This is a genomic window from Microbispora sp. H10830 (genome assembly GCF_014161375.1).
GTDB lineage: Bacteria > Actinomycetota > Actinomycetes > Streptosporangiales > Streptosporangiaceae > Microbispora > Microbispora catharanthi.
Map to the genome: position 1 here is coordinate 35,584 of NZ_JABBWX010000029.1, position 20,633 is coordinate 56,216.

Here is a 20,633-nt window from a genome sequence, read left to right on the forward strand (position 1 = left end):
CGGCGTGGGTGTGATGGTGCGTGCCCGTGCCGCCGATCACTCGTCGCGCCTTCGTTCCGGGAGGGGGAAGGTACGGCTGTCGCCGCGCCGAAGCCGGGCGTGGTGGCCGTGCACCACGAAATCAAGGGCGGTAGGGCCGTCATCGGCCCGGGTGATCCGTACGCGGGTGGGATCGGCCTCGATGGCGAGTTCCGCACCTCGGTAGCGGAGGCACAGCGACAGCGTGGTGAGCTGTTCGGGGAGCACCGGATTCAGGTGCAGGCCGTCGGGCCTGGCCTCGAGGTCCAGGTAGCAGCGCTGGACCAGGTCCAGCGTGCCGGCCATGGCGCCCAGGTGGACCCCCTCGGCGGTGGTCCCTCCCTGTACGTCGGTGATGTCGCCGGTCAGCGTCTCGGTGAAGAATCGCCACGAGCCGGTGCGGTCCGATCGCGCCAGCACCCAGGCGTGCACCACGGCGCTCAGGGTCGAACCGTGGCAGGTGCGGGAGAGGTAGTAGCGGATGGTGCGCCGGGTCAGGCCCGGTGCCGCCGGATAGCCCAGCCGGTCGAGGATCTGCCTCACCTCCCGGGCCGTGAGCAGGTAGAACAGCATGAGCACGTCGGCCTGCTTCGACGCCCGATAGCGGTTGGCGCTGTCGTTGTCGGCCTCCAGCGCACGGTCCAGCCGCCGCACGCCGCGATAACGATCCCAGTCCAGCTCCGCCAGTTGCTCGTACCCCGTGAACTGGCTGATGACGCCATCGTGGAAGTCCACGCGCATCCGCCGGGTGATCTCCTCCCAGCGCTCGGTCTCCACGTCCGTCAGGCCGAGACGGCGGCGCAGATCCTCCCGCGCGCGTTGCGGCATCAGGTCGAGCGCCTGACGAGCGCGTAGCAACAGCCACACCGTCATGATGTTGGTGTACGCGTTGTTGTCCAGGCCCGGGGACGCCGCGCCGGGATAGCCGTCGTGGTACTCGTCCGGCCCCATCACGCCCTGGATCTCGTAGCGGCCCGACACGGGGTTGAGCCGGGCCAGCGAGGCGAAGAGGCGGGCGATCTCGACCAGCAGGCAGGCGCCCGTCCCGGCGAGGAACTCCATGTCTCCGGTGATCGCGTAGTGCTGCCAGGCGTTGTAGGCGATGGCCAGTCCGACGTGCCGCTGCAGGTGAGTGTGGTCAGGTGTCCACCGGCCGGAGCGGGGGTTGAGGTGGAACCGCGGGGTCTCGTCGCGGCCGTCGCTGCCGCTCTGCCAGGGGAACATCGCCCCGCGCAGGCCCGCGGCGCGGGCGGCGGCCCGGGCCTCCGGAAGCCGCCGCAGGCGATAGCGAAGCGCACCGCGGGCGATATCGGGGAACCGCAGGGTCAGCCAGGGCAGCACGAACAGCTCGTCCCAGAACACATGTCCCCGATACGCCTCGCCGTGCAGGCCACGTGCGGGCACACCCGCGTCGAGGCCCGCGGTGTGCGGCGACAGGGTCTGCAGCAGGTGGAAGGTGTTCAGGCGGATGTCCCGCTGGACGCGCGGGCCCGTCACCTCCAGCCGGGCCCGTTCCCACAGGTCACGCCAGGCGATCTCGTGCTGTTTCAGAAGGTCGCCGAACCCCGGCGCGAGTTCGGCCCGCCGCAGCGCGGCGGAGGTCGCATCGGCGATGGCGAGATCGCGCGATGTGGTGAGCGCGACCGTCTTGACGACCGTGACAGGGTGGCCCCGTTCCAGGCGCAGCACGCGTGTCTCCATGACGTGGTCGTCGTGTCGGTCGACCTCGGGCTCGCCTCCGCTGCTGGAGGAGGTGCCGACTCGCGAGGCCAGGACGACCTCGACACCGGCGGACCGGGTCCGTGCCCGAAGCCATGCCAGGTGTCCTTCGGCCCCCGTCGCGTGCTGTGTCAGATGGTCGCCACGCAGGTCGCGGTATCGGGCCACTCCCGTGTTGGCCACGCGGCCGTCCAGCCCGGAGCGTACGCGAAGAGGCCCCGACCAGTTCTCGGCCGTGAAGGTCGTCTCCAGAGCGGCCAGGTACGGGTCGGCCATGGAGACCAGGCGGCGCTGCCGCACCGACGTGATACGGCCCTGGGTGTCCCGGAAGCGGATCAGCCGGTGCAGGACGGCGTGGCGCATGTCCAGCTCCTGCCGATACCGGAGCAGGTCCGCCGTGCTCGGGGAGAACCATTCGGAGCCGGGTGTCGCGAAGGTGAGGGGCAGCCAGTTCGGCAGATTGACCATGTCCTCGTTGGTCAGCCGGTGGCCCGCGACGTTCGAGGTGAGCCGGTCGTAGCATCCGGCGACGTACGTCCCCGGGTAGTGGACGGCATCGGCCTCGGCTTCGGGTGCCGCGCCTCGCGTGGCGAATCGGCCGTTGCCCAGCGTGCACAGCGCCTCGCGCAGCCCTTCGTGACAGGGATCGAACCCCTCGTACGCCAGTGACCACGGATTCAACGCGGCTCCTCTTGGGCCTGCCCGCTCAACCCGGGCGGGGTTCCAACCCGGCAACTGCGCTCTGACGTGGTGTCCGGCATTCGGCGCCGCGTTACGTCTCGGCCCGTGTCCTCCGCTTCCTCGGCCCGGAAGGCTACTCGATCAAGCCGAGAACGTCCTGCTCTTTACGGTGCAGGATCACTCTGTTGATCGCCTCGGTCATCTCCTGCCTGGTGTAGGCGCCCTCCGGGATCTCGTTCAGGTGCGCGAGCATGTCGGCGGTCAGGTGCAGACGCGCCGACGCGTTCGCGTAGACATCCCGGACCGCGACCGTTTCACGTTCGCGGTATACCTCGTCGAGCACCTGCCGCATCTCGTCCTGGAAAACGTGACTGGGCATCTCGCGTGTCCACCCCCTGATTCCTGGCTCCGTACCCACGAACCGAGGTGATCCCACTTCGACCCGGGTGAGCTTGCGGCAGGACGGTGGCGAGTACGGGCCGGGACGTTCGTCCGCGTGCAGGAGACGAAGTTCCCTACCTCGCCGGCTGCGCGAGGCGAAGGGTGGGAGGGACTCCCGTAGTCGACATGTAGCGGGGTGGGCCATGTCGCGGTTGGTCAGGTGGTTCGCCGAGCTGGGCCGTACGGACGTCGGCCTGGTGGGCGGCAAGAACGCGGGCCTGGGGGAACTGACGCGCAACCTGGCCCGGGCGGGGGTTCGCGTGCCGGAGGGCTTCGCCCTCACCGCCGACGCCTATCGCCGGTTCATCCAGGTGAACGGGCTGAACGAAGTGATCGCGGAGCACATCGGCCGGCTGCACCGAGGGGCCGACCTGCCGGATGTCGGCCGCGCGATACGGGACGCCATCCTGGCGGCCGAGCTTCCGGCGGCGGTCACGGAAGCCGTTGAGCAGGCATACGGTGAGCTGGCCGATCGCCTGGGGACCATCGATCCGGATGTCGCGGTACGCAGCAGCGCGACCGCGGAAGACCTGCCGGAGGCCAGTTTCGCCGGGCAGCTGGAGAGCTTCCTCAACGTCAGCGGTGCGGCGGCGTTGCTCGGCGCCTGTCTTCGCTGTTACGCGTCCCTGTTCACCGACCGGGCGATCAGTTACCGGGAGGACAGCGGGTTCGGTCACCTGGACGTCGCCCTGTCGGTCGGGGTGCAGCGCATGGTCCGCTCCGACCTGGGCGCCGCCGGAGTGATGTTCTCGATCGACACCGAGACCGGTTTCCCCCGCTCGGTCCTGATCGACGCCTCCTGGGGGCTGGGCGAGACGGTGGTCGGCGGCAGGGTGGATCCCGACGAGTACGTGGTGTTCAAGCCGCTCCTCGGCGACCCGGACCTGTGCCCCATCGTGTCGAAGACCCGGGGGCGCAAGGAACGCAAGGTGGTCTACGACGCGGCGGGAGGAACCCGCCAGCTCGACACCACAGAGGAAGAGGCGGTCCGGTACGCGCTGGACGACGAGGAGATCATGCTGCTGGCCCGGTGGGCCACCGCGGTGGAGGGCCATTACGGCACCCCGATGGACATGGAATGGGCCAAGGACGGCAGGACCGGCGAGATCTTCCTCGTCCAGGCCCGCCCGGAGACCGTCCACCAGCGCCGGGAGGCGTCGCTGCTGCGCACCTACCGCATCCGCGACGCCGGTGAACCCATGGTCGAGCCGCTGGTGAAGGGGCTGGCCATCGGAGACGCGATAGCGGCAGGGCCGGTGTGCAACCTGACCAGCGCGGCGGAGATCGACCGCTTCGTGGCCGGATCGGTGCTCGTCACGAAGATCACCGACCCCGACTGGGAGCCGATCATGAAGAGGGCCGCGGCGATCGTCACCGACCACGGCGGCCGCACCTCTCACGCCGCCATCGTCAGCCGCGAACTCGGCGTCCCCGCCATCATCGGCACCGGCGACGCGACCACCCTGCTCGGTGACGGCATGACGGTGACCGTCTCCTGCGCCGAGGGCGACGAGGGCTTCGTCTACGAGGGCCTGCGCGACTACGAGGACGAGGAGATCAGCCTGGAGGACATCCCGGCCACCAGGACCAGGGTCATGCTCAACCTGGCCAACCCCGCCGCGGCCTTCCGCTGGTGGCGGCTGCCCGCCGACGGCGTCGGCCTGGCCCGGATGGAGTTCGTCGTCAACAACCACGTCAAGATCCACCCCATGGCCCTGGTGCACCCCGGCCGCGTCGAGGAGGACGCCCGCCGCAGGATCACCGAGCTCACCCGGGGCTACGACGACCTGGCCGAGTACTTCGTCGAGCGACTGGCCCACGGCATCGCCCGCATCGCCGCCTCCCGCTGGCCCGACCCCGTGATCGTACGAATGAGCGACTTCAAGACCAACGAATACGCCCGGCTCGTCGGCGGGCGGCGGTTCGAGCCCCACGAGGAGAATCCGATGCTCGGGTGGCGCGGGGCCAGCCGCTACTACACAGAGGGATACCGGGAGGGCTTCGCCCTCGAATGCCGTGCCATCCGCCGGGTGCGGGAGCGCATCGGGCTTACCAACGTCATCGTGATGATCCCGTTCTGCCGTACGGTCGAGGAGGCCGACCGGGTCCTGCGGGTAATGGCCGAGGAGGACCTGGGGCGGGGCCGAGGCGGCCTGGAGGTCTACGCCATGGCCGAGATCCCGGCCAACATCATCCTGGCCGAGGAGTTCGCCGACCGCTTCGACGGGTTCTCCATCGGCAGCAACGACCTCACCCAGCTCACCCTCGGGGTCGACCGGGACTCCTCCGAGCTGGCGCATCTGTTCGACGAACGCAATCCCGCCCTCACCCGCAGCATCGAGCACCTCATCTCGGCCGCGCACGCCAAGAGACGCAAGGTCGGGCTCTGCGGGCAACGTCCCAGCGACGACCCGGACTTCGCCCGGTTCCTGGTCGAGGCGGGCATCGACTCGATCTCCGTCGCACCCGACAGCTTCTTCTCGGTGAAAGAGAACGTCGCCGCGGCCGAACGCGGGCAGGAGCGCCGGGAACCTGCCTCAGCGGTCCGCGGAACGCGGTCGTGGCCGTCGGCCTGATTGCCGGCGTCCCGCCTGAAGATCGTGCGGCGGCTACGGCGCGAGTGTCTCCACCGAGAGAAGGTCGCGCATCGACACCATGCCGATCAGGCGCCCGTCCTGGTCCACCGGGATGTGGCGGATGCCGTGATCGAGCATGCGGCGGGCCACCTCGCGCGTATCCTCGTCCAAGGTCGCGGTCTTGATGTCCGACGACGCGCACATTCCCGCGCTCAGCCCGGCGGGATCGTCGGATGTGGCAAGTGCCGTCACGAGGTCCCGTTCTGTGATCACTCCGGTGACCCGGTCCCCTTCGAGCACGGCGAGCGCGCCGATGTTCTTCTCCGTCATCCGGCGCGCCACCTCGGGCAGCTTCGCACTCACCGGACAGCCGAACACCAGGGGACGGTAAACGTTGGCGATACGCATGCGGCCTCCCCTCCTCACCAGCGCATCCAGCCAATCACACCGCCCGGGGACGCCGGTCAGCCGCTGGGCGTGATGAGCCCGTAGTGGCCGTCGTAGCGGTGGTAGACGACGTTGCCCCGGCCCGTCCGCCTGTCGGCGAAGAACACGAAGGGCAGGCCGCTCGTCTCCAGCCGGGCCGTGGCCTCCTCCAGGGTGTGGACCGGTGCGGGCGCGGTGCTGACGGTGAGCGGCACGGACACCGGGCCCAGACCATCGGGGCGGGGCGACACCTGCGCCAGCCGGTATCCCTCTCCGCTGCGGTAGATGACGCTGTCCTGCCCGGTGTCCACCTCCCGGAACAGGTGGAAGTCGTAGTCGAGCTGCTCCATGTCGAAGGCGGCCTCGTCAGGGGTCGCCCAGGCGAGTTCGTACGCCTTGTGCCGTACGACCTGCCGCTCGCCGGGAGACCGGGGGAAGTAGGGCAGCGGGTGGCGAGGCGGGCTCGAACGCCGCCACTCCTGGTCGACGTCCAAGGGATATCGCCCGCGCAGGTCCTCCCAGTCCCGGGACGTACGGCGCAGCCGGACCCGGAGCCTGCCCTCCAGGAGGCGGATGGCCTGGTGCATGTGCTCGCCGACCGCCTGGGCGCGGACGAGCCGCCCGTTCACGTCGAGGTTGGCCTGGGCGACGCAGGGACGGGAGACGGCCGGGTCGGCCGAGACGCCGAGCTTCACCCGGGCGTAGAGCACCGGTTCGTGCGCGAGCGCGGTCAGGGCCGCGACCGTCTCGCGGGCCTCGTCGGCCGAACCGGCCGGCACCGGTCCCCTGGTCTCGACCTGTATCTCGGAGGGATCGAGGCCACTCACGGGAGAACGCCGTTCCATACCGGATCACCTCCGCCATCGGCCACGGCCGTCGGCCTGGTTCCCGTCCCGCACTGCGTCATCTCCGGTCAGCGGAGGTGCGACCGCCGACGGTCAGTCGAGCGCGTAGACGCGGTGGACGAACTCCGCGAGCTTGCTGTCCGGCAACTCCTTGGCCAGATCCGCCTCGCTGATGATGCCGACCAGACGATGATGTGCGATCACTGGCAGGCGCTTGATGTGGTGCTCCTCCATCGCGAACAGCGCCTCCTCCACGCTGGCGTCGGCATCGACCCACACCAGGCCACGGGCCAGTTCCCCGGCGGTGGTCCGGTCGATGTCCATGCCGTGCGCGCAGCACATGACCACGATGTCGCGGTCGGTGATGATCCCCTTGAGCCGGTCGTCGTCCCCGCAGATGGGCAGTGCGCCGACTCCCAGGTCGGCCATGATCTGCGTGGCGGTGCGCAGCGTTTCGTGTTCACCGATGCACTGAACGCCTTCGTGCATCACGTCCCGCGCCTTCTTGCCCATATCCGTTACGCTCATCGGTGCCCCCGAGACACAGTCAATGACTCGCGTCCCGGCCCTTATACCCACCCTGGCCATGAGCAGTAGCCGACGCCATGGTTGTACCGGCCGGCGATACCCGCGACGCCTCCGATCTCGCGCGGTAGGAGACCGGCTTCGGCCAGGACGTTCGTCCACAGGTGAGCGGACGAAATTCTCTACCTCCCCGCACTGCGCGAAGCGAGGCTCACGAGTGGAAGGCTCCGCCGACGGCGACTGCGATCACCACCCGCGACAGACAACCGTCCGCGACGTGGTCGGGCGCTCCCTGCTCGACCAGGTGCTCACCGACACCGAGACGCTCGACGAGTCGATCGAACAGATCCTCGATCGCATCACGCAGCAGTGGGGCGTCCACGTCCTTCTGGTGGAGCGCGCGGTGCGCGCGTTGTCGCAGTTCGAGGGCGCGGAGGGCGCCAAGGTCGAACCCGCCACGAGATCAACCGTCCGCATCGATCCAGGGGGAGTGGAGGTTTTCTGACATGGAGACTAAGCGGTGGACCGTGCAGATCTACCTCTCAGAGCACGGCGACGACACCTTCGCCAAGGCGGTGCTGACCACCAGGGACGGCCATCTGGCCGGTGCGGGACACGCACGCCGCAACCCCGTCGACCCCTCGGTCCCCGAAATCGGCGACGAGCTCGCCACGGCCCGCGCGCTTGCCGACCTGGCGGACAAGCTCCTGGTCATCACGTCCAGGGACATCGCCCAGGTCGCCCCGCCCGCTGAGCGGAACAGTCTGTGGTAGCCGGGTAGCCGCGCCATTGTGCGGGTGTGCATGTCCGCACCAGCCCGAATCCCGGCCGGATTCGTTCGCAGACCGCAGGACGTCGCAATCGGGTGAGATAGGTCATGAAGCTTGTACAGGAGACACCCTTTCGGTTCCGGATCGAGCGGCAGGCGCCGATGCGGGTGCCGGGAGTCGTGTTCGTCTCCCGGGACCTGATGCCCGAGGAGCAGGCCCTTCAGCAGATCGTCAACGTGGCCACCCTGCCCGGCATCGTCGGCGCCTCCTACGGGATGCCCGACCTGCACTGGGGGTACGGCTTTCCGATCGGGGGCGTGGCGGCCACGGACGTGTCGGCGGGCGGCGTGGTCTCCCCCGGGGGTGTGGGATTCGACATCTCCTGCGGGGTGCGCCTGCTGGCCGCCGACCTGCACCGCGAAGGACTCGTGCCCGTAATGGACCGGCTGATGGACGACCTGGACGCGGCCACACCCCGCGGGCTCGGCGGAGGCGGAGTGTGGCGTCTGCCGGGCCGCGCCCAGCTCGACCGGGTGCTGCGCGAAGGAGCGCGCTTCGCCGTACGGGCGGGGCACGGCGAGGCTCGCGATCTGGACCGCTGTGAGGATCAGGGAGCCGTGGCCGGCGCCGACCCCGGCCAGGTCGGCACCCGGGCGGTGGAACGAGGCCTGGTCCAGGTCGGCAGTCTCGGCTCCGGCAACCACTTCCTGGAGGTCCAGGCGGTCGAGGAGATCTACGACGAGGCGGTGGCGGCCGCGTTCGGTCTGCGGCTCGGCCAGGTGTGCGTGATGATCCACTGCGGATCGCGCGGCCTGGGACATCAGATCTGCACCGATCACGTCCGCGCGATGGACAAAGCCATGATCGACTACGGCATCGGTGTGCCGGACCGGCAGCTGGCCTGCGTCCCGGTGGACTCGCCGGAAGGCCGCGGCTACCTGGGCGCGATGGCCGCGGCGGCCAACTACGGCCGGGCCAACCGGCAGTTGCTTGCCGAGGCGGCCCGGCGGGCGTTCCGTCAGGTCGCCGGCGCCGCTCTGGCCCTGGTCTACGACGTGTCGCACAACCTGGCCAAGGTGGAAGAGCACGACGGGAGGCGGCTGTGCGTGCACCGCAAGGGCGCGACCCGCGCGCTCCCGCCCCACCATCCCGATCTGCCGGCGGATCTGGCGCCGTTCGGTCAGCCCGTCTTCATCCCCGGCACCATGGGCACCGCCTCGTACGTGCTCACCGGCGTGCCCGGCGGGCACGCCTTCCACTCCACCTGCCACGGCGCCGGTCGCGTCCAGAGCCGCCATCAGGCCGCGCGCTCCACCAGTGGACGGGAGCTGCGCGCGCGGTTGGAGGGCCGGGGCATCGCCGTACGCGGATCCTCCTGGCGTGGCCTCGCCGAAGAGAAGCCGGACGCCTACAAGGACGTGGACGCCGTGGTCGCGGCGAGTGTCGGAGCCGGGCTCTGCCGCATGGTCGCCCGGCTCGTCCCGCTCGGCGTGGTGAAGGGCTGACCCGGTGGCCCGGTCCCACGGCTGTAGAAACCCGATCGGCGGGCGCGGCCACCGCTCGCTCCCCCACACCGCCGACGTCCGCCTGGAGGCATGGGCCCCCACCGCCGCCGAATGCATCGCCGAGGCCGTCCGCGCCATGATCGACGGCTTCGCCGACCTCAGCCGAGCCGAGCACCACGGCACACGTACGCTCCACGTCGACCCGGCCCCGCCCGACGAGCAACTCTTGACGGTGCTCGACGAGGTGATCTACCTCATGGACACGGCGGCCCGCGTCCCCTGCGAGATCGATGCGCACGAGGACGAGGCAGGACTGTGGCTGACGCTGGGCATGACCGACGTGGCGGCCGTCCCCCAGATCGGCGCGGTGCCCAAGGCCGTCGCACTCCACGGCCTGCGATTCGATCACGGACCACACGGATGGGTCTGCGCCGTGACCTTGGACGTGTAGACGACCGGCACTCGCCGTCGTCCGGCACGGAGCGGTTCGGCAGGGGAACAGTGAATGTCGGGCCGGCGGGCGCGGCATACTCTCCGTCCGCGGGGTACGGCCCCACAACATGGTGCAGGTCGTCACTCGAGAAGCCGTGCAGGATCTTCTCTCAGCCGGGCGGGCTCAGCTGGTCGAAGTGCTCCCCAGGGAGCAGTATGACTGGGCGCACCTCCCGTCCGCCGTGAACCACCCGCTGCGGGATCTCGACGATCTGTCCGCCGCTACGCTGGACAGGTCTCGACCGATCATCGTCTACTGCCACGACTGGCTCTGCGATCTGAGTCCCCGAGCGGCCCGCCGCCTGGAGAGGCTGGGTTTTGACACCGTCCACGACTACTCGCCGGGCAAGATGGACTGGATCTCCGCCGATCTTCCCTATGAAGGGAACGCCGCCCTGGTGAGAGAACAGGTGCGTCGTGACCCGGTGATCGCTTTTCTGGAGGATCCGCTTGCGGAGGTAGCGGACAGAATCATCGCCGATCCGGCAGGGCTGGCTGTGGTGATCGACAGGGATGGCGTCGTTCACGGGGTGATCGGTGCGCGTGAGCTGATCGGCGCGGATCCCACGGCCACGGCCGAGCGTGTCATGTGCGTCGGCGCCACGACCACCCGTCCGAGCGCGGAGGTCGCGAGGCTGACCGAGCGTATGGATCGCGCCGACGTCCGGCATGTCGTCGTGACCCGGGCGGACGGCACGCTCGTGGGTCTGTTCGGAATCGGCGACCTCCGGGCGCCGGAAACGGAGCCCGATCTCGGGTAGCGGGAAACTCCGGCCGGCACAGGGCCTGTGGTCCGCCTCTTCGCCGGACAGAGCACACATGTGGCGTATCCGCACGAACGGCACGGATGCGGGCACAACTGCTGTAAGAGCCTTACCTGCCGATCGTCGGTCGGCGACGTGTGAGGGGTGGCGCCATGGCAGAACCGATCGTCGTCGGCGTCGACGGATCGACGCCCTCGCTTCAGGCCGCCGGCTGGGCCGGTCGGGAAGCCGAGCTCCGCGGTGCGCCGCTGCGGATCGTGTACGTGACGCTGCGCTGGCCGTACTACGTGCCGCTCGTCCCGCAGCCGGCGAGCTGGGGAGCCGATGCCGAGGCGGCTGCGCGGGCCGTGCTCGATGAGGCGACGGTCCACGCCAGAGCGGGCAGGCCGCATCTGCCGGTGTCGGCGGAGATCGTCGACGGCGCAGCGCCGGAGGCGCTCGTCGCAGCCGCGGAGGGCGCTCAGCTCATCGTCGTGGGAAACCGCGGCCGTGGCGGGTTCGCCGAGCTGCTGCTGGGGTCGGTGAGCCGCTACGTCACGGCCAGGGCTCCCTGCCCCGTCGCCGTCGTCCGGCAGACGAAAGAAGGCGGCCGCGGTGAGATCACCGTCGGCGTCACGGGGCACCCCGATCAGGAACCCGTCCTGGAGTTCGCGTTCCGCGAAGCCGCGCTGCGGCATGCCGGCCTGCGTGCCGTGCACGCGTGGACGCATCCGGCCGCGGCGGAACTGGGCTACCTTCAGCCGCTCGTCTACGACGTGGACAGCGTCGGGGCGGAGGAGGCGCGCCTGCTCGCGGAGAGTATCGCCGGCCGGCGGGAGAACTTCCCCGACGTGACGCTCACCGAGCGCGTCGTGCAGGAGCATCCGGCCAAAGCCTTGATCGAGGCCTCCGCGGAGACGGACCTGGTCGTCATCGGGGCCCATACGGGAATGGCCGCCTGGCTGGGCCTGGGCGCCACTGCTCACGCCGTGCTTCATCACGCTCGCGCGCCCGTGATCGTGGTCCGCCACTGACCGCTTGCAGCCGAGGCCACGGCCGAGGGGGTCACGCACAGGGAGATCGAGGAGGAGGCCATGGCCAGCGGACTGCTCACCGATCTGTACGAGATCAACATGGCGGCGAGCTACCTTCGCCGTGGCATGACCGGCAGGGCCACCTTCAGCCTGTTCGTCCGCAGGCTGCCCGCGAACCGCGGCTTCCTCGTCACCGCCGGGCTGGACGACTGCCTGGAATTCCTCGAAGGCTTCCACTTCACCGCCGCCGAACTCGACTACCTCGAACGCACCGGACAGTACGGCCACGACGTACTGCGAGGCCTGGAACGCATGCGCTTCACCGGGGACGTCTGGGCCGCACCGGAGGGATCCACGCTGTTCGCCGACGAGCCGATCATCGAGGTGAGCGGTCCGATCGCCGAGGCCCAACTGGCCGAGACCGTGCTGCTCAACCACATCACCTTCCAGACGACCGCGGCGACCAAGGCCGCCAGATGCGTGCTCGCCGCCGGCCGGGCACGGCTGATCGACTTCGCCTTCCGGCGCACCCAGGGAATCGGCGCCGCCATGTCGGTGGCACGGGCCTCCGCGATCGCCGGATTCTCCGCCACCAGCAACGTCGAGGCGGCCCGGCGATACGGCCTGCGCGCCGCCGGCACGATGGCGCACTCGTACATCCAGGCATTCGGCGACGACGAAGCCGCATTCGCGGCGTTCGCCGCCGATCTGCCCGGTGCGAACACCTTCCTCGTCGACACCTACGACACCCTGACCGGCGTCCGGGCGGCCATCGCCGTGTCCCGGCGGATGCGACTGCCCGGGCCTCTGGTCGTACGGCTCGACTCCGGAGACCTGGCGGACCTGTCGCGGCAGGCCCGCCGCATGCTCGACGAAGCGGGGCTGCCCGACGCGGAGATCCTCGCCAGCGGCGGGCTGGACGAGTACGCCATCGACGACCTGGTGCGGCAGGGCGCGCCGATCGACATCTACGCGGTCGGCACGAAGATGGGCGTCTCGGCCGACGCGCCCTCGCTGAACAGCGCGTACAAGCTGGTCGACTACGGCGGGCGTCCGGTGATGAAGCTCTCCGCGGGGAAGGTCACCCTCCCCGGCGCCAAGCAGGTCTTCCGCGGGGAGAGCGGCGACATCGTCGGCCTGCGCGACGAGCCCGCACCGCCCGGCCACCGCCCCCTGCTCGCCCCCGTGATGGAGGCGGGGCGGCGGCTCGCCCCGAGCGAGGCGATCGCGACGTCGCGCGACCGCTGCGCCGCGGAACTCGCGCGCCTTCCGGCGCCCGCGCGGGCGTTGCGCGACCCGCGGGCGCCCCAGGTCCGCCACAGCGAACGCCTAACTCTGCTCTCCCAGCGCGTCCGCCACGAGATACACGCGAGAACGGCGGCGGACGAGTTCAGAAGCCGTGGATGCGGCGACCGGTGATGTGGCACGGCACGATACGGATGTAAAGCCCGCGGTCGCCTCCGGGCCATGGTTCGAGGCCGGGTATGGGCAGTTCGTCCGGGGCGACGGGGCCGGCCGGCCCGTGGATCAGCACGCTCCAGCCCTCTCGCCTGGCCTCGTCAATGTGATCCACCTCGAAACCGATCATGGTAGTGACGCTTTCCGATACGCCTTCGCCGATGGAACCCCCCAGGCGCGTACGGAAGACGACGGCGTCACGGTGGATCGTGTAGTTGACAGGGAGGACGACAGGGCCGGTAGGCCCGGTGAAAGCCACCCTGCCGACACCGCCCGGGGCGATCAGACGCAGGCATTCGCGCGGTTCGAGTGCGCGCAACACGGGATGGGCCGCCGCCGTGCCGCCGCCGGGCGGCCGATCGGTGGTGCCGCCCAGCAGCTCGTCCGCCGTCGTCTCCAAGGACGCGGCGAGCCGGAGCAGCACCCCCTGTGTGAGCGACGACGGTCTCTGCTCCAGGTATTCGAGGAATCCGGGGGCCATCCCCGCACGCTCCGCGACCTGCTCGCGAGTCAGGCCCAGCTTCTCACGGTGGTACGTGATGCGACGACTGAGGTCACCGGGCATGACGGTTCGACGCGGCATGACCTTCCCTCCCTATCTACCGGCGGAACGCGGATCGCATCGCGTACGTGATCGCGCTGATCCGCGGTCCTGTCCTCGGGCATGCCCGTCGCATGCGACGTCATGTACCGGTCGCCACGAGTCGCCCATCTATTCCACGCTGTGCTTCACCTCCCGTCGGGAATGTCTCCAGGAAGCGGATGTGGGGACGCTGTCTGGCGGCTCCTGGTCGCCGCCTGGCAACGACCGGGGACGGGGGCACCTCGATGAGGCCATGGGCGCAGGTCAAGGAGACGCACGCCGGGGTGGTGATCCTCCTCGGAGATCACGCTTTCAAGCTGAAGAAACCGGTGAATCTGGGCTTCCTGGACTTCACCACGCTGGAGGCCCGGCGGGCGATGTGCCGCAAGGAGGTCGAGCTCAACCGCCGGCTCGCGCCGGACGTCTACGAAGGAGTGGCCGACGTGGCCGGCCCGGACGGACGGGTCTGGGAGCACCTCGTGGTGATGCGGCGTATGCCGGACGAACGCCGCCTGTCGGCGCTCGTCCGCGCGGGAGAACCGGTGGAGGACGCCGTGTGCCAGGTCGCGCGAATGATCGCGGGCATGCACGCCCGGTCCCCGCGCAGTCCCCGCATCGACGAGCAAGGGAGCGGGCAGGCGCTGCGACTCCGCTGGACCGCGAGCTTCCGTGAGGTGCGGGCGCTGCCCGAGGCGGTCCTGGACGCCGAGGTCCTCGACGAGATCGAACGGCTCACGCTGCGCTTCGTCGACGGCCGGGAACCGCTCTTCGCCGCCCGGGTCGCGGAAGGCCGGATCGTGGACGGCCACGGCGATCTGCTCGCCGACGACATCTTCTGCCTGGACGACGGGCCTCGGATCCTCGACTGCCTGGAATTCGACGACCGGCTCCGCTTCGTCGACGGGCTGGACGACGCCGCCTTCCTGGCCATGGATCTGGAGCGGCTCGGCGCGCCTCGCCTGGCAGAGCTGTTCCTGCGCTGGTACGCCGAGTTCTCCGGAGACCCCTCGCCGCCCTCGCTGTGGCATCACTACGTCGCCTACCGGGCCTTCGTCCGCGCCAAGGTCGCCTGCCTGCGCCATGGCCAGGGAGACTCCACAGCGGCGTGGGAGGCCCGGCGCCTGGCCGAGCTCACGCTGGGCCATCTCCAGGCGGGCGCGGTCACCCTGGTCCTCGTCGGCGGGCTCCCGGGAACCGGCAAATCGACTCTGGCCGCCGCCCTCGCCGACCGGCTCGGCTGCACGCTGCTGACCAGCGACCGCCTTCGTAAGGAACTCGCCGGCATATCGCCACACCAGCCCGCGGCCGCCCCCTTCGGCGAGGGCATCTACTGCGCGGAGTCCACCCGACGGACCTATACCGAGCTGTTGTCCAGGGCCGAGAGGCTACTCGGCCTCGGCGAGCCGGTCGTCGTCGACGCCTCCTGGACGGACGCCGCGCTTCGCACCGCCGCGGCGGACCTGGCCCGGCGTGCCTCCGCCGATCTCCTGGCGCTGTGCTGCACCGCCCCTCCGCGGGTGACCGCCGAACGCCTCGCGCGCCGCACCGGCGGGATATCGGACGCGGACCAGGCGATTGCCGCGGCGATGACGGCGACGATGGCGCCCTGGCCGGACGCGACCGAGATCGACACCGATACGCCCCCTGAACAGACACTGGAGCGGGCGATGACGGCGATCCGAGCCCGCTGGGCCGGCGTGCCACGGCGGTTTCGGCGTCCCCGGATGGAACCGGGCTGAACCACGACCGCGGCACCCACGGCGACAGTCCCGGTCAGGTGTCCGGAGAACCACCCTGTGGTCCCGGCACCACCGCCACAGGGCAGGGCGCCTCGTGCAGCGCGGCCTGGGTCACGGGTCCAAGGAGCATCTTGGGGGCGGAGCCGATTCCACGGTTGCCGACCACGCGGCCGGTGATCCGTCATATCCGACCAGCACGGAGCGCGTCTCCTCGTGTCCGCTCATCTCCGCCTCCTCGCAGTCAAGTCCGGTTCAGCGGGTGGGAAGGGGCGTGGCAAGGGTCGTGCGCCTCACGTGCCTGCGTGTCGCGCCCACCGACCCTTGTCTTGGTCCGCGCCCCGGCCACCCGTCAGCTCGTGGCGTCCAGGACGCACCGTCACGGGCTGGCCGAACAACGCCTCGCAGCGGCGCGTGGCGCTCGCGCCAGCGGGACAGCGCCGCCTACCGCCGTTCGGGATGAAGGCTGCGTACGACGGCCACAGGTCCTTCCGCGTGGTGAAGGACGGCGTGGCTGACCGAGCCGAGGCGGAGCTTGGCAAAGCCGCCGCGTCCTCTGGCTCCGACGACGAGAAGCTCCGCGGCGCTCGACGCCTCGACCAGAACCGACGCGGGGACGCCTTCGATCACCTCTTCGGCCACTGGGACGTCCGGATACTTGGCCTTCCAACCCGCCAGCGACTCCGACAGGAGCCTGGCGCCCTCTCGTTCGACCGCCGTCATGTCGTAGCGGACCGGGCGCACCTCCCTCGGGTATGCGGGGTGGGCCCAGGCGTGCACGGCACGCAGGCCGACCGAGCGCAGAGACGCCTCCTCGAACGCGAATCCCACGGCGTCTACGGAGGCTTCCGAGCCGTCGACACCGACGACGATCCCGGATCGGCCGGGCCCGATGTCCGGCTTCTCGGGCACGACGACGACAGGGCACGCGGCGTGTTCCGCGATCTGGCGGCTCACCGAGCCGAGCAGCAACCGCGTGAAACCCCCGGTGCCGTGCGAGCCCAGCACCAGCAGGGCGGCGTCGGCCGCCTCCTGAAGTAGCGTGGCGGAGATGGGGCCGATCCCGAGCCTGCAGCCGACGTCGACGGATGCGAAGGTGCGGGCGCGGTCCTCGGCGATCCTGAGGACCTCCAGTCCTGCGGCCTCCGGCCGTGGCGCCTCCAGGCCGGGTTCGCGGATCGCGACGTTGTACTCCCAGCGGACCGCGATGTGCACGATGCGCAACGGCAGACGCCTGCTCCCGGCTTCGGCGGCGGCCCAGTCCACAGCGCACAGGGCCTGCGCTGATCCGTCCACGCCGACCACGATGAGTTTGCCCATGGCGTGTTCTCCCGTCGCGAGCGTTGGTGGTCGATCCTGATCGAGAGGTCTCATTCAGGCGGCTCCCACGGCAGGTTCGGTTCGACCACTTCCTGGAGCGCGTGCTGCTGGGGGGCTATCTTCCTGACCGCGATCTGGCTGAGACAGTGGCTGAGCCTGGCCAGGGCTCTGGCTGTGGCGATTTCGTCGCCTATCTCGGGGATCGACCGGTCGTCCGGGCTGCGGTGAGCGTGACCGGCGCCCGTGACGTCGACTCCGTCGGCCGTGGTCAGCCTGGCGCAGGCGTAGGTCTCATCGTCCTGCTCGGTGATGTCGATGCCGATGTTCCAGCGCTTGGTCGTCATCCTTCCTCCCCGTGACGCGAACCCGGGAAAGTCGGATCTGCCGCATCTCACCGGCCACAGAGGCTGCGCGGGTGCGGCGTCGGCACGCCTCTCCCCTGGCACTCACACAGCGGGGGCGGCAGGCCCCTGCGTCCGGCGTTTCTACGGGTGAAACACCTGGAGGCGTGTTGTCACCTACCGCGCTCTCCGTATTCGCGACCGTGCACCACGTGGGCGCCCGGCCCCGGGAAAATGAGAGTCTCATGCTTCTCGTCCAACCACCTCACCACATACGGCGGGGACCCGTCGCTGTGATGAAGGCCCGTGATGATGCCGGTGCGGCGAGGCCCGTCGAGGTGGCGGCTCTCGATGATCAATCGGTCGCCGACTGCCGCTTTCATGGCTGCCCCATCTCTCCCTGATCGGCTTATTCGGTCCCGCTGCCGACCGGGGTCGCGACCTCGGTCGTGATCGGCGCCCAGCGGTGTGCCAGGCCCATTGTCGCTATTCAGCCTGGTTGGGGTCGCTCCTGCTGCTTAGGGCAGGAGGTCCCGTAACCGAGGGACCTCCGTACCGAGGGCCACCGACGGTGTCTCAGCCGCAGGACCGCGTGCTTGAGCGGCGGCGTGTCCATCGCCACACCTCGTCGGCGCCCCACACCACAAACGGGAAGGGAAGGAGGAGCACGAACTGAGCCGGCTCGGGCGGCGCCGTGCCGAAAACCGCGCGGAACGGCGGCACGAGGACGACCACGGCGGCGAAGGCGATCTCGAACGCGATCCCCCACAGCAGCAGCCGGTTGCTGGTCACGCCGATGGCCCGCAGGGACGCCGCCTGGGTGCGTGCGGCGAAGGCGGTGCCGATCTGGCAGACCACGATGCCCAGGAAGGTCATGGTGGTGGCCTGCTGCCAGGTGTGGTGCAGCGCCGAGCCGGGTCCCGTGGCCGCGCCCGGATGCCAGCCTCCCAGCAGAAGCGTGCCGAAGAAGGCTCCCAGCACCAGAACCGCCGACACTCCGCCGAGCAGCCCCCAGGCACGGGCCAGCATGGCGCCCTGGATCACCCCCTCCGATCGGCGACGGGGTGGGCGGTTCATCAGGCCGGGTTCCGCGGGCTCGCGGCCCAGAGCGAGCGCGGGCAGCGTTTCGGTGCCCAGATCGATCGCGAGGAGCTGGAGCACCGTGAGCGGGAGCGGGACCCTGCCCCCGGACAATGCGAACACGAGGAACGGGAGCACCTCGGGTGTGGCGTGGGCGAAGATGTAGCAGATGAACTTGCGTACGTTGTCGTAGACGCGCCGGCCCGCCTGCACGGCGTCGACGATCGTGGCGAAGTTGTCGTCGGTCAGCACCATGGTGGCCGCTTCGCGGGCGACGTCGGTCCCCGAGACCCCCATCGCGACGCCGATGTCGGCGCTTCGTAAGGCGGGGGCGTCGTTGACCCCGTCACCCGTCATCGCCACCACATGGCCCTCGGCCCGCAGCGCGTCGGCGATGCGCAGCTTGGCCTCAGGCGAAGTGCGCGAGAAGATCAGTTCGTTGCCCTTGCGGAGCAGAGCGTCCAGTTCGTCGTCGGTCATCGCGTCCAGCTCGGACCCCGTCACCACCTGCGTACGGTCGCGGGCGATGCCGACCCGCTTGGCGATCATCGCCGCCGTGAGCCCATGGTCGCCCGTGACCACGATGAGCCGGATTCCCGCCGTATGGCAGCGAGCGACGGCGCCGGGCACCTCGGGGCGGGGCGGGTCGAGCATGGCGACGACGCCGAGGAAGGTCAGCTCGGCCTCGGCATGCTCACGCCGGGCGGGCAACGGCACCTCCGCGCCGAGAGGGCGCCGGGCCACCGCGAGCAGGCGCAACCCTTGGGACGCGTAGCCGTCGACCACCTTGGCGATCTCCGCGCGGTCCCGCTCCCCGAGCGGTCGCGAGGCGCCGTCGGCGGTCATCATCATCGTGGTGCGCCTGAGGACCTCCTCAGGAGCTCCCTTCGCATGCACCCACAGCGTTCCGTCGACGGCGTCGACCGTGGACATCATCCGCAGAGAGGGATCGAAGTGGAACTGCCGCCGCCGCTCGCCGTTGTGGCCGCTCTCCCCGAGTGAGACGCTCATCCGGAGCAGGGCGATCTCGGTCGGGTCCCCCGTCTCGGCGGGTCCGAGAGCGGCGTTGTTGCAACGGGCAGCCGCCCCTGCCACCGCCTTCAGCGGCGGTGACGAAGAAAGGCCGGCCCACTTTCCGCCGGCGTTCTGGATCGGGCCGGCGCTGGTCCAGATGTCGGTCACGCGCATCCGGTTGAGCGTGAGGGTGCCGGTCTTGTCCGTACAGATCACGGTGGTGGAGCCGAGAGTCTCCACGGCGCTCAGCCGCTTGACGACCGCGCCGCCTCGGGCCAGTGCCCGGACCCCGACGGCCAGCGCGAGGGTGATGGTGGGCAGCAGTCCTTCGGGGACGTTCGCGACCAGCAGGCCGACGGCGAATTTGAACGCGTCGGCCAGCGGGAGACGCGCCACCAGGGCGGCGACGGGCAGGACGGCGGCGCCCGCCGCGACCGCGACGATCGCGATCAACCAGGCCACCCGTTTGACCTGCAGTTCCAGCGGCGACTCGTCTCTGCCGACGCGCTGGGAAAGCGCGGCTATCCTGCCCAGCTCCGTGTGCATCCCGGTGGCGAACACCAGCGCCCGGGCCTGCCCACCCGTACAGGTCGTGCCGCTGAACAGCAGGTCTCGCGCCTGGAGCAGCGGACCTGCGCGGTCGTCGAAGGCGGCGGATCGGTACGCGGTCAACGACTCGCCTGTCAACGTCGACAGGTCGATCTCCGCCGAGCCGTCGAGCATCCGTGCGTCGGCCGACACCCGGTCGCCCTCCTCGACGACCAGCACGTCGCCCGGCACGAGCCCGCCGGCATCGATGACCTGGAGCCTGCCGTCCCTGACGACCTTGGCCTTGGCCGGCAGGTAGCGGGCCAGCGTCTCGACCGCGTGCTCGGCCTGTTGTTCCTGCGCGAAGGCCAGGAGCGCGTTCAGGACGATCACACCGACGATCGCGACGGCGAGCGGAGCCGTGTGCGCCACCGCCGCCAGACCTGCCGCCGCCCACAACAGCAACGCCAGCGGATGGGTGAACTGACGGCCGAGCTCTTTCGCCCAGTTCCCCCGGGCCTTCCTGACCAACTGGTTCGGCCCGTACACGACAAGGCGGCGTGCAGCCTCCCTGGAGGACAGCCCAGTAGGGCGCGTACGCAGATCGCGGAACAGCCGGACGATGGGTTCCCGCGGATCCGACGGCCGGCCTTCGGTTTCCGTCATCGGCGACCACCCTCAGAATCGACCTGGACCGCGCTGCTCGAACGTCCAGCGGCCCGCCGTGACCACGCACGCGAGGGTCAGGCGGGCGAAGACCATGCGGCCTCCTCCTCGGGCGGCCCGGTCGGAGTGCGC

Annotated in this window: 20 protein-coding genes; 9 read left to right on the top strand and 11 right to left on the bottom strand. The window is 70.1% G+C overall.

Translation table 11 applies throughout. From position 1 onward, the window contains the following. Positions 1-36 precede the first annotated feature (36 nt). Both HHX35_RS40620 and HHX35_RS40625 read right to left on the bottom strand, forming a co-directional pair. Positions 37-2,418, bottom strand: coding sequence for a glycoside hydrolase family 65 protein (locus HHX35_RS40620; RefSeq protein WP_182903921.1), 2,382 nt, complete (start codon positions 2,416-2,418; stop codon positions 37-39). 133 nt (positions 2,419-2,551) lie between these two features. Further along, positions 2,552-2,770, bottom strand: coding sequence for a hypothetical protein (locus HHX35_RS40625; RefSeq protein WP_182903922.1), 219 nt, complete (start codon positions 2,768-2,770; stop codon positions 2,552-2,554). 232 nt (positions 2,771-3,002) lie between these two features. Here HHX35_RS40625 and ppsA point away from each other — a divergent pair, with 232 nt between their 5' ends. Then, a complete protein-coding gene (gene ppsA / locus HHX35_RS40630) occupies positions 3,003-5,435 on the top strand; it encodes a phosphoenolpyruvate synthase (RefSeq protein ID WP_182903923.1) in 2,433 nt (810 codons plus the stop codon). Between the two features lie 33 nt (positions 5,436-5,468). On the opposite strand, the gene HHX35_RS40635 is transcribed toward ppsA, so the two are convergent. The 3 genes from HHX35_RS40635 to HHX35_RS40645 form a co-directional block, all read right to left on the bottom strand. After that, on the bottom strand, positions 5,469-5,843 hold the full coding sequence (locus tag HHX35_RS40635) for a cyclic nucleotide-binding/CBS domain-containing protein (RefSeq protein WP_139580242.1): 375 nt from the start codon (positions 5,841-5,843) through the stop codon (positions 5,469-5,471). Between the two features lie 56 nt (positions 5,844-5,899). Continuing rightward, the gene (locus HHX35_RS40640; protein ID WP_182903924.1) at positions 5,900-6,706 is read right to left on the bottom strand and encodes a sigma 54 modulation/S30EA ribosomal C-terminal domain-containing protein; all 807 of its coding nucleotides are present in this window, start codon (positions 6,704-6,706) and stop codon (positions 5,900-5,902) included. Between the two features lie 93 nt (positions 6,707-6,799). Then, positions 6,800-7,219, bottom strand: coding sequence for a CBS domain-containing protein (locus HHX35_RS40645; RefSeq protein ID WP_182903925.1), 420 nt, complete (start codon positions 7,217-7,219; stop codon positions 6,800-6,802). Positions 7,220-7,508: 289 nt separating this feature from the next. Between HHX35_RS40645 and HHX35_RS40650 the strand changes: the two genes are divergently transcribed. The 7 genes from HHX35_RS40650 (at position 7,509) to HHX35_RS40680 (ending at position 13,194) form a co-directional block, all read left to right on the top strand. Continuing rightward, a complete protein-coding gene (locus tag HHX35_RS40650) occupies positions 7,509-7,736 on the top strand; it encodes a hypothetical protein (RefSeq protein WP_182903926.1) in 228 nt (75 codons plus the stop codon). Between the two features lies 1 nt (position 7,737). Then, on the top strand, positions 7,738-8,004 hold the full coding sequence (locus HHX35_RS40655) for a DUF1876 domain-containing protein (RefSeq protein WP_182903927.1): 267 nt from the start codon (positions 7,738-7,740) through the stop codon (positions 8,002-8,004). Positions 8,005-8,108: 104 nt separating this feature from the next. Then, positions 8,109-9,506, top strand: coding sequence for an RtcB family protein (locus HHX35_RS40660; RefSeq protein WP_182903928.1), 1,398 nt, complete (start codon positions 8,109-8,111; stop codon positions 9,504-9,506). Between the two features lie 4 nt (positions 9,507-9,510). Further along, positions 9,511-9,957 (top strand): archease, encoded by a 447-nt coding sequence (locus tag HHX35_RS40665; RefSeq protein ID WP_220506468.1) that lies wholly within the window; start codon positions 9,511-9,513, stop codon positions 9,955-9,957. Positions 9,958-10,066: 109 nt separating this feature from the next. Then, positions 10,067-10,759 (top strand): rhodanese-like domain-containing protein, encoded by a 693-nt coding sequence (locus HHX35_RS40670; RefSeq protein ID WP_182903929.1) that lies wholly within the window; start codon positions 10,067-10,069, stop codon positions 10,757-10,759. Between the two features lie 155 nt (positions 10,760-10,914). Next, positions 10,915-11,775, top strand: coding sequence for a universal stress protein (locus tag HHX35_RS40675; protein WP_182903930.1), 861 nt, complete (start codon positions 10,915-10,917; stop codon positions 11,773-11,775). Between the two features lie 60 nt (positions 11,776-11,835). Beyond that, entirely contained in the window at positions 11,836-13,194 is a 1,359-nt protein-coding gene (locus tag HHX35_RS40680; protein ID WP_182903931.1) for a nicotinate phosphoribosyltransferase, read from the top strand. Here the strand turns inward: HHX35_RS40680 and HHX35_RS40685 are convergent. Then, positions 13,166-13,816 (bottom strand): pyridoxamine 5'-phosphate oxidase family protein, encoded by a 651-nt coding sequence (locus HHX35_RS40685; protein WP_182903932.1) that lies wholly within the window; start codon positions 13,814-13,816, stop codon positions 13,166-13,168. The two genes, HHX35_RS40680 and HHX35_RS40685, sit on opposite strands and share 29 nt — an antisense overlap. A gap of 245 nt (positions 13,817-14,061) precedes the next feature. Between HHX35_RS40685 and HHX35_RS40690 the strand changes: the two genes are divergently transcribed. Further along, positions 14,062-15,555: an AAA family ATPase gene (locus tag HHX35_RS40690; protein WP_182903933.1), complete on the top strand. Its 1,494-nt coding sequence runs from the start codon at positions 14,062-14,064 to the stop codon at positions 15,553-15,555. A 34-nt stretch (positions 15,556-15,589) separates the two neighbouring features. Here HHX35_RS40690 and HHX35_RS40695 read toward each other — a convergent pair whose 3' ends face one another. The 5 genes from HHX35_RS40695 to HHX35_RS40715 all read right to left on the bottom strand — a co-directional run bounded on the left by HHX35_RS40695 (position 15,590) and on the right by HHX35_RS40715 (position 20,501). Then, positions 15,590-15,721, bottom strand: coding sequence for a universal stress protein (locus HHX35_RS40695; protein ID WP_310739645.1), 132 nt, complete (start codon positions 15,719-15,721; stop codon positions 15,590-15,592). Positions 15,722-15,996: 275 nt separating this feature from the next. Further along, on the bottom strand, positions 15,997-16,872 hold the full coding sequence (locus HHX35_RS40700) for a universal stress protein (RefSeq protein WP_182903934.1): 876 nt from the start codon (positions 16,870-16,872) through the stop codon (positions 15,997-15,999). 50 nt (positions 16,873-16,922) lie between these two features. Beyond that, positions 16,923-17,216 carry a DUF1876 domain-containing protein gene (locus HHX35_RS40705; RefSeq protein ID WP_182903935.1) on the bottom strand — a complete coding sequence of 98 codons (294 nt, stop codon included), beginning with the start codon at positions 17,214-17,216 and terminating at the stop codon, positions 16,923-16,925. A gap of 170 nt (positions 17,217-17,386) precedes the next feature. Beyond that, entirely contained in the window at positions 17,387-17,596 is a 210-nt protein-coding gene (locus HHX35_RS40710) for a DUF1918 domain-containing protein (protein ID WP_139580254.1), read from the bottom strand. Positions 17,597-17,789: 193 nt separating this feature from the next. Further along, complete coding sequence (locus HHX35_RS40715; protein ID WP_182903936.1) at positions 17,790-20,501, bottom strand: cation-transporting P-type ATPase; 2,712 nt, start codon at positions 20,499-20,501, stop codon at positions 17,790-17,792. Positions 20,502-20,633: the final 132 nt, after the last annotated feature.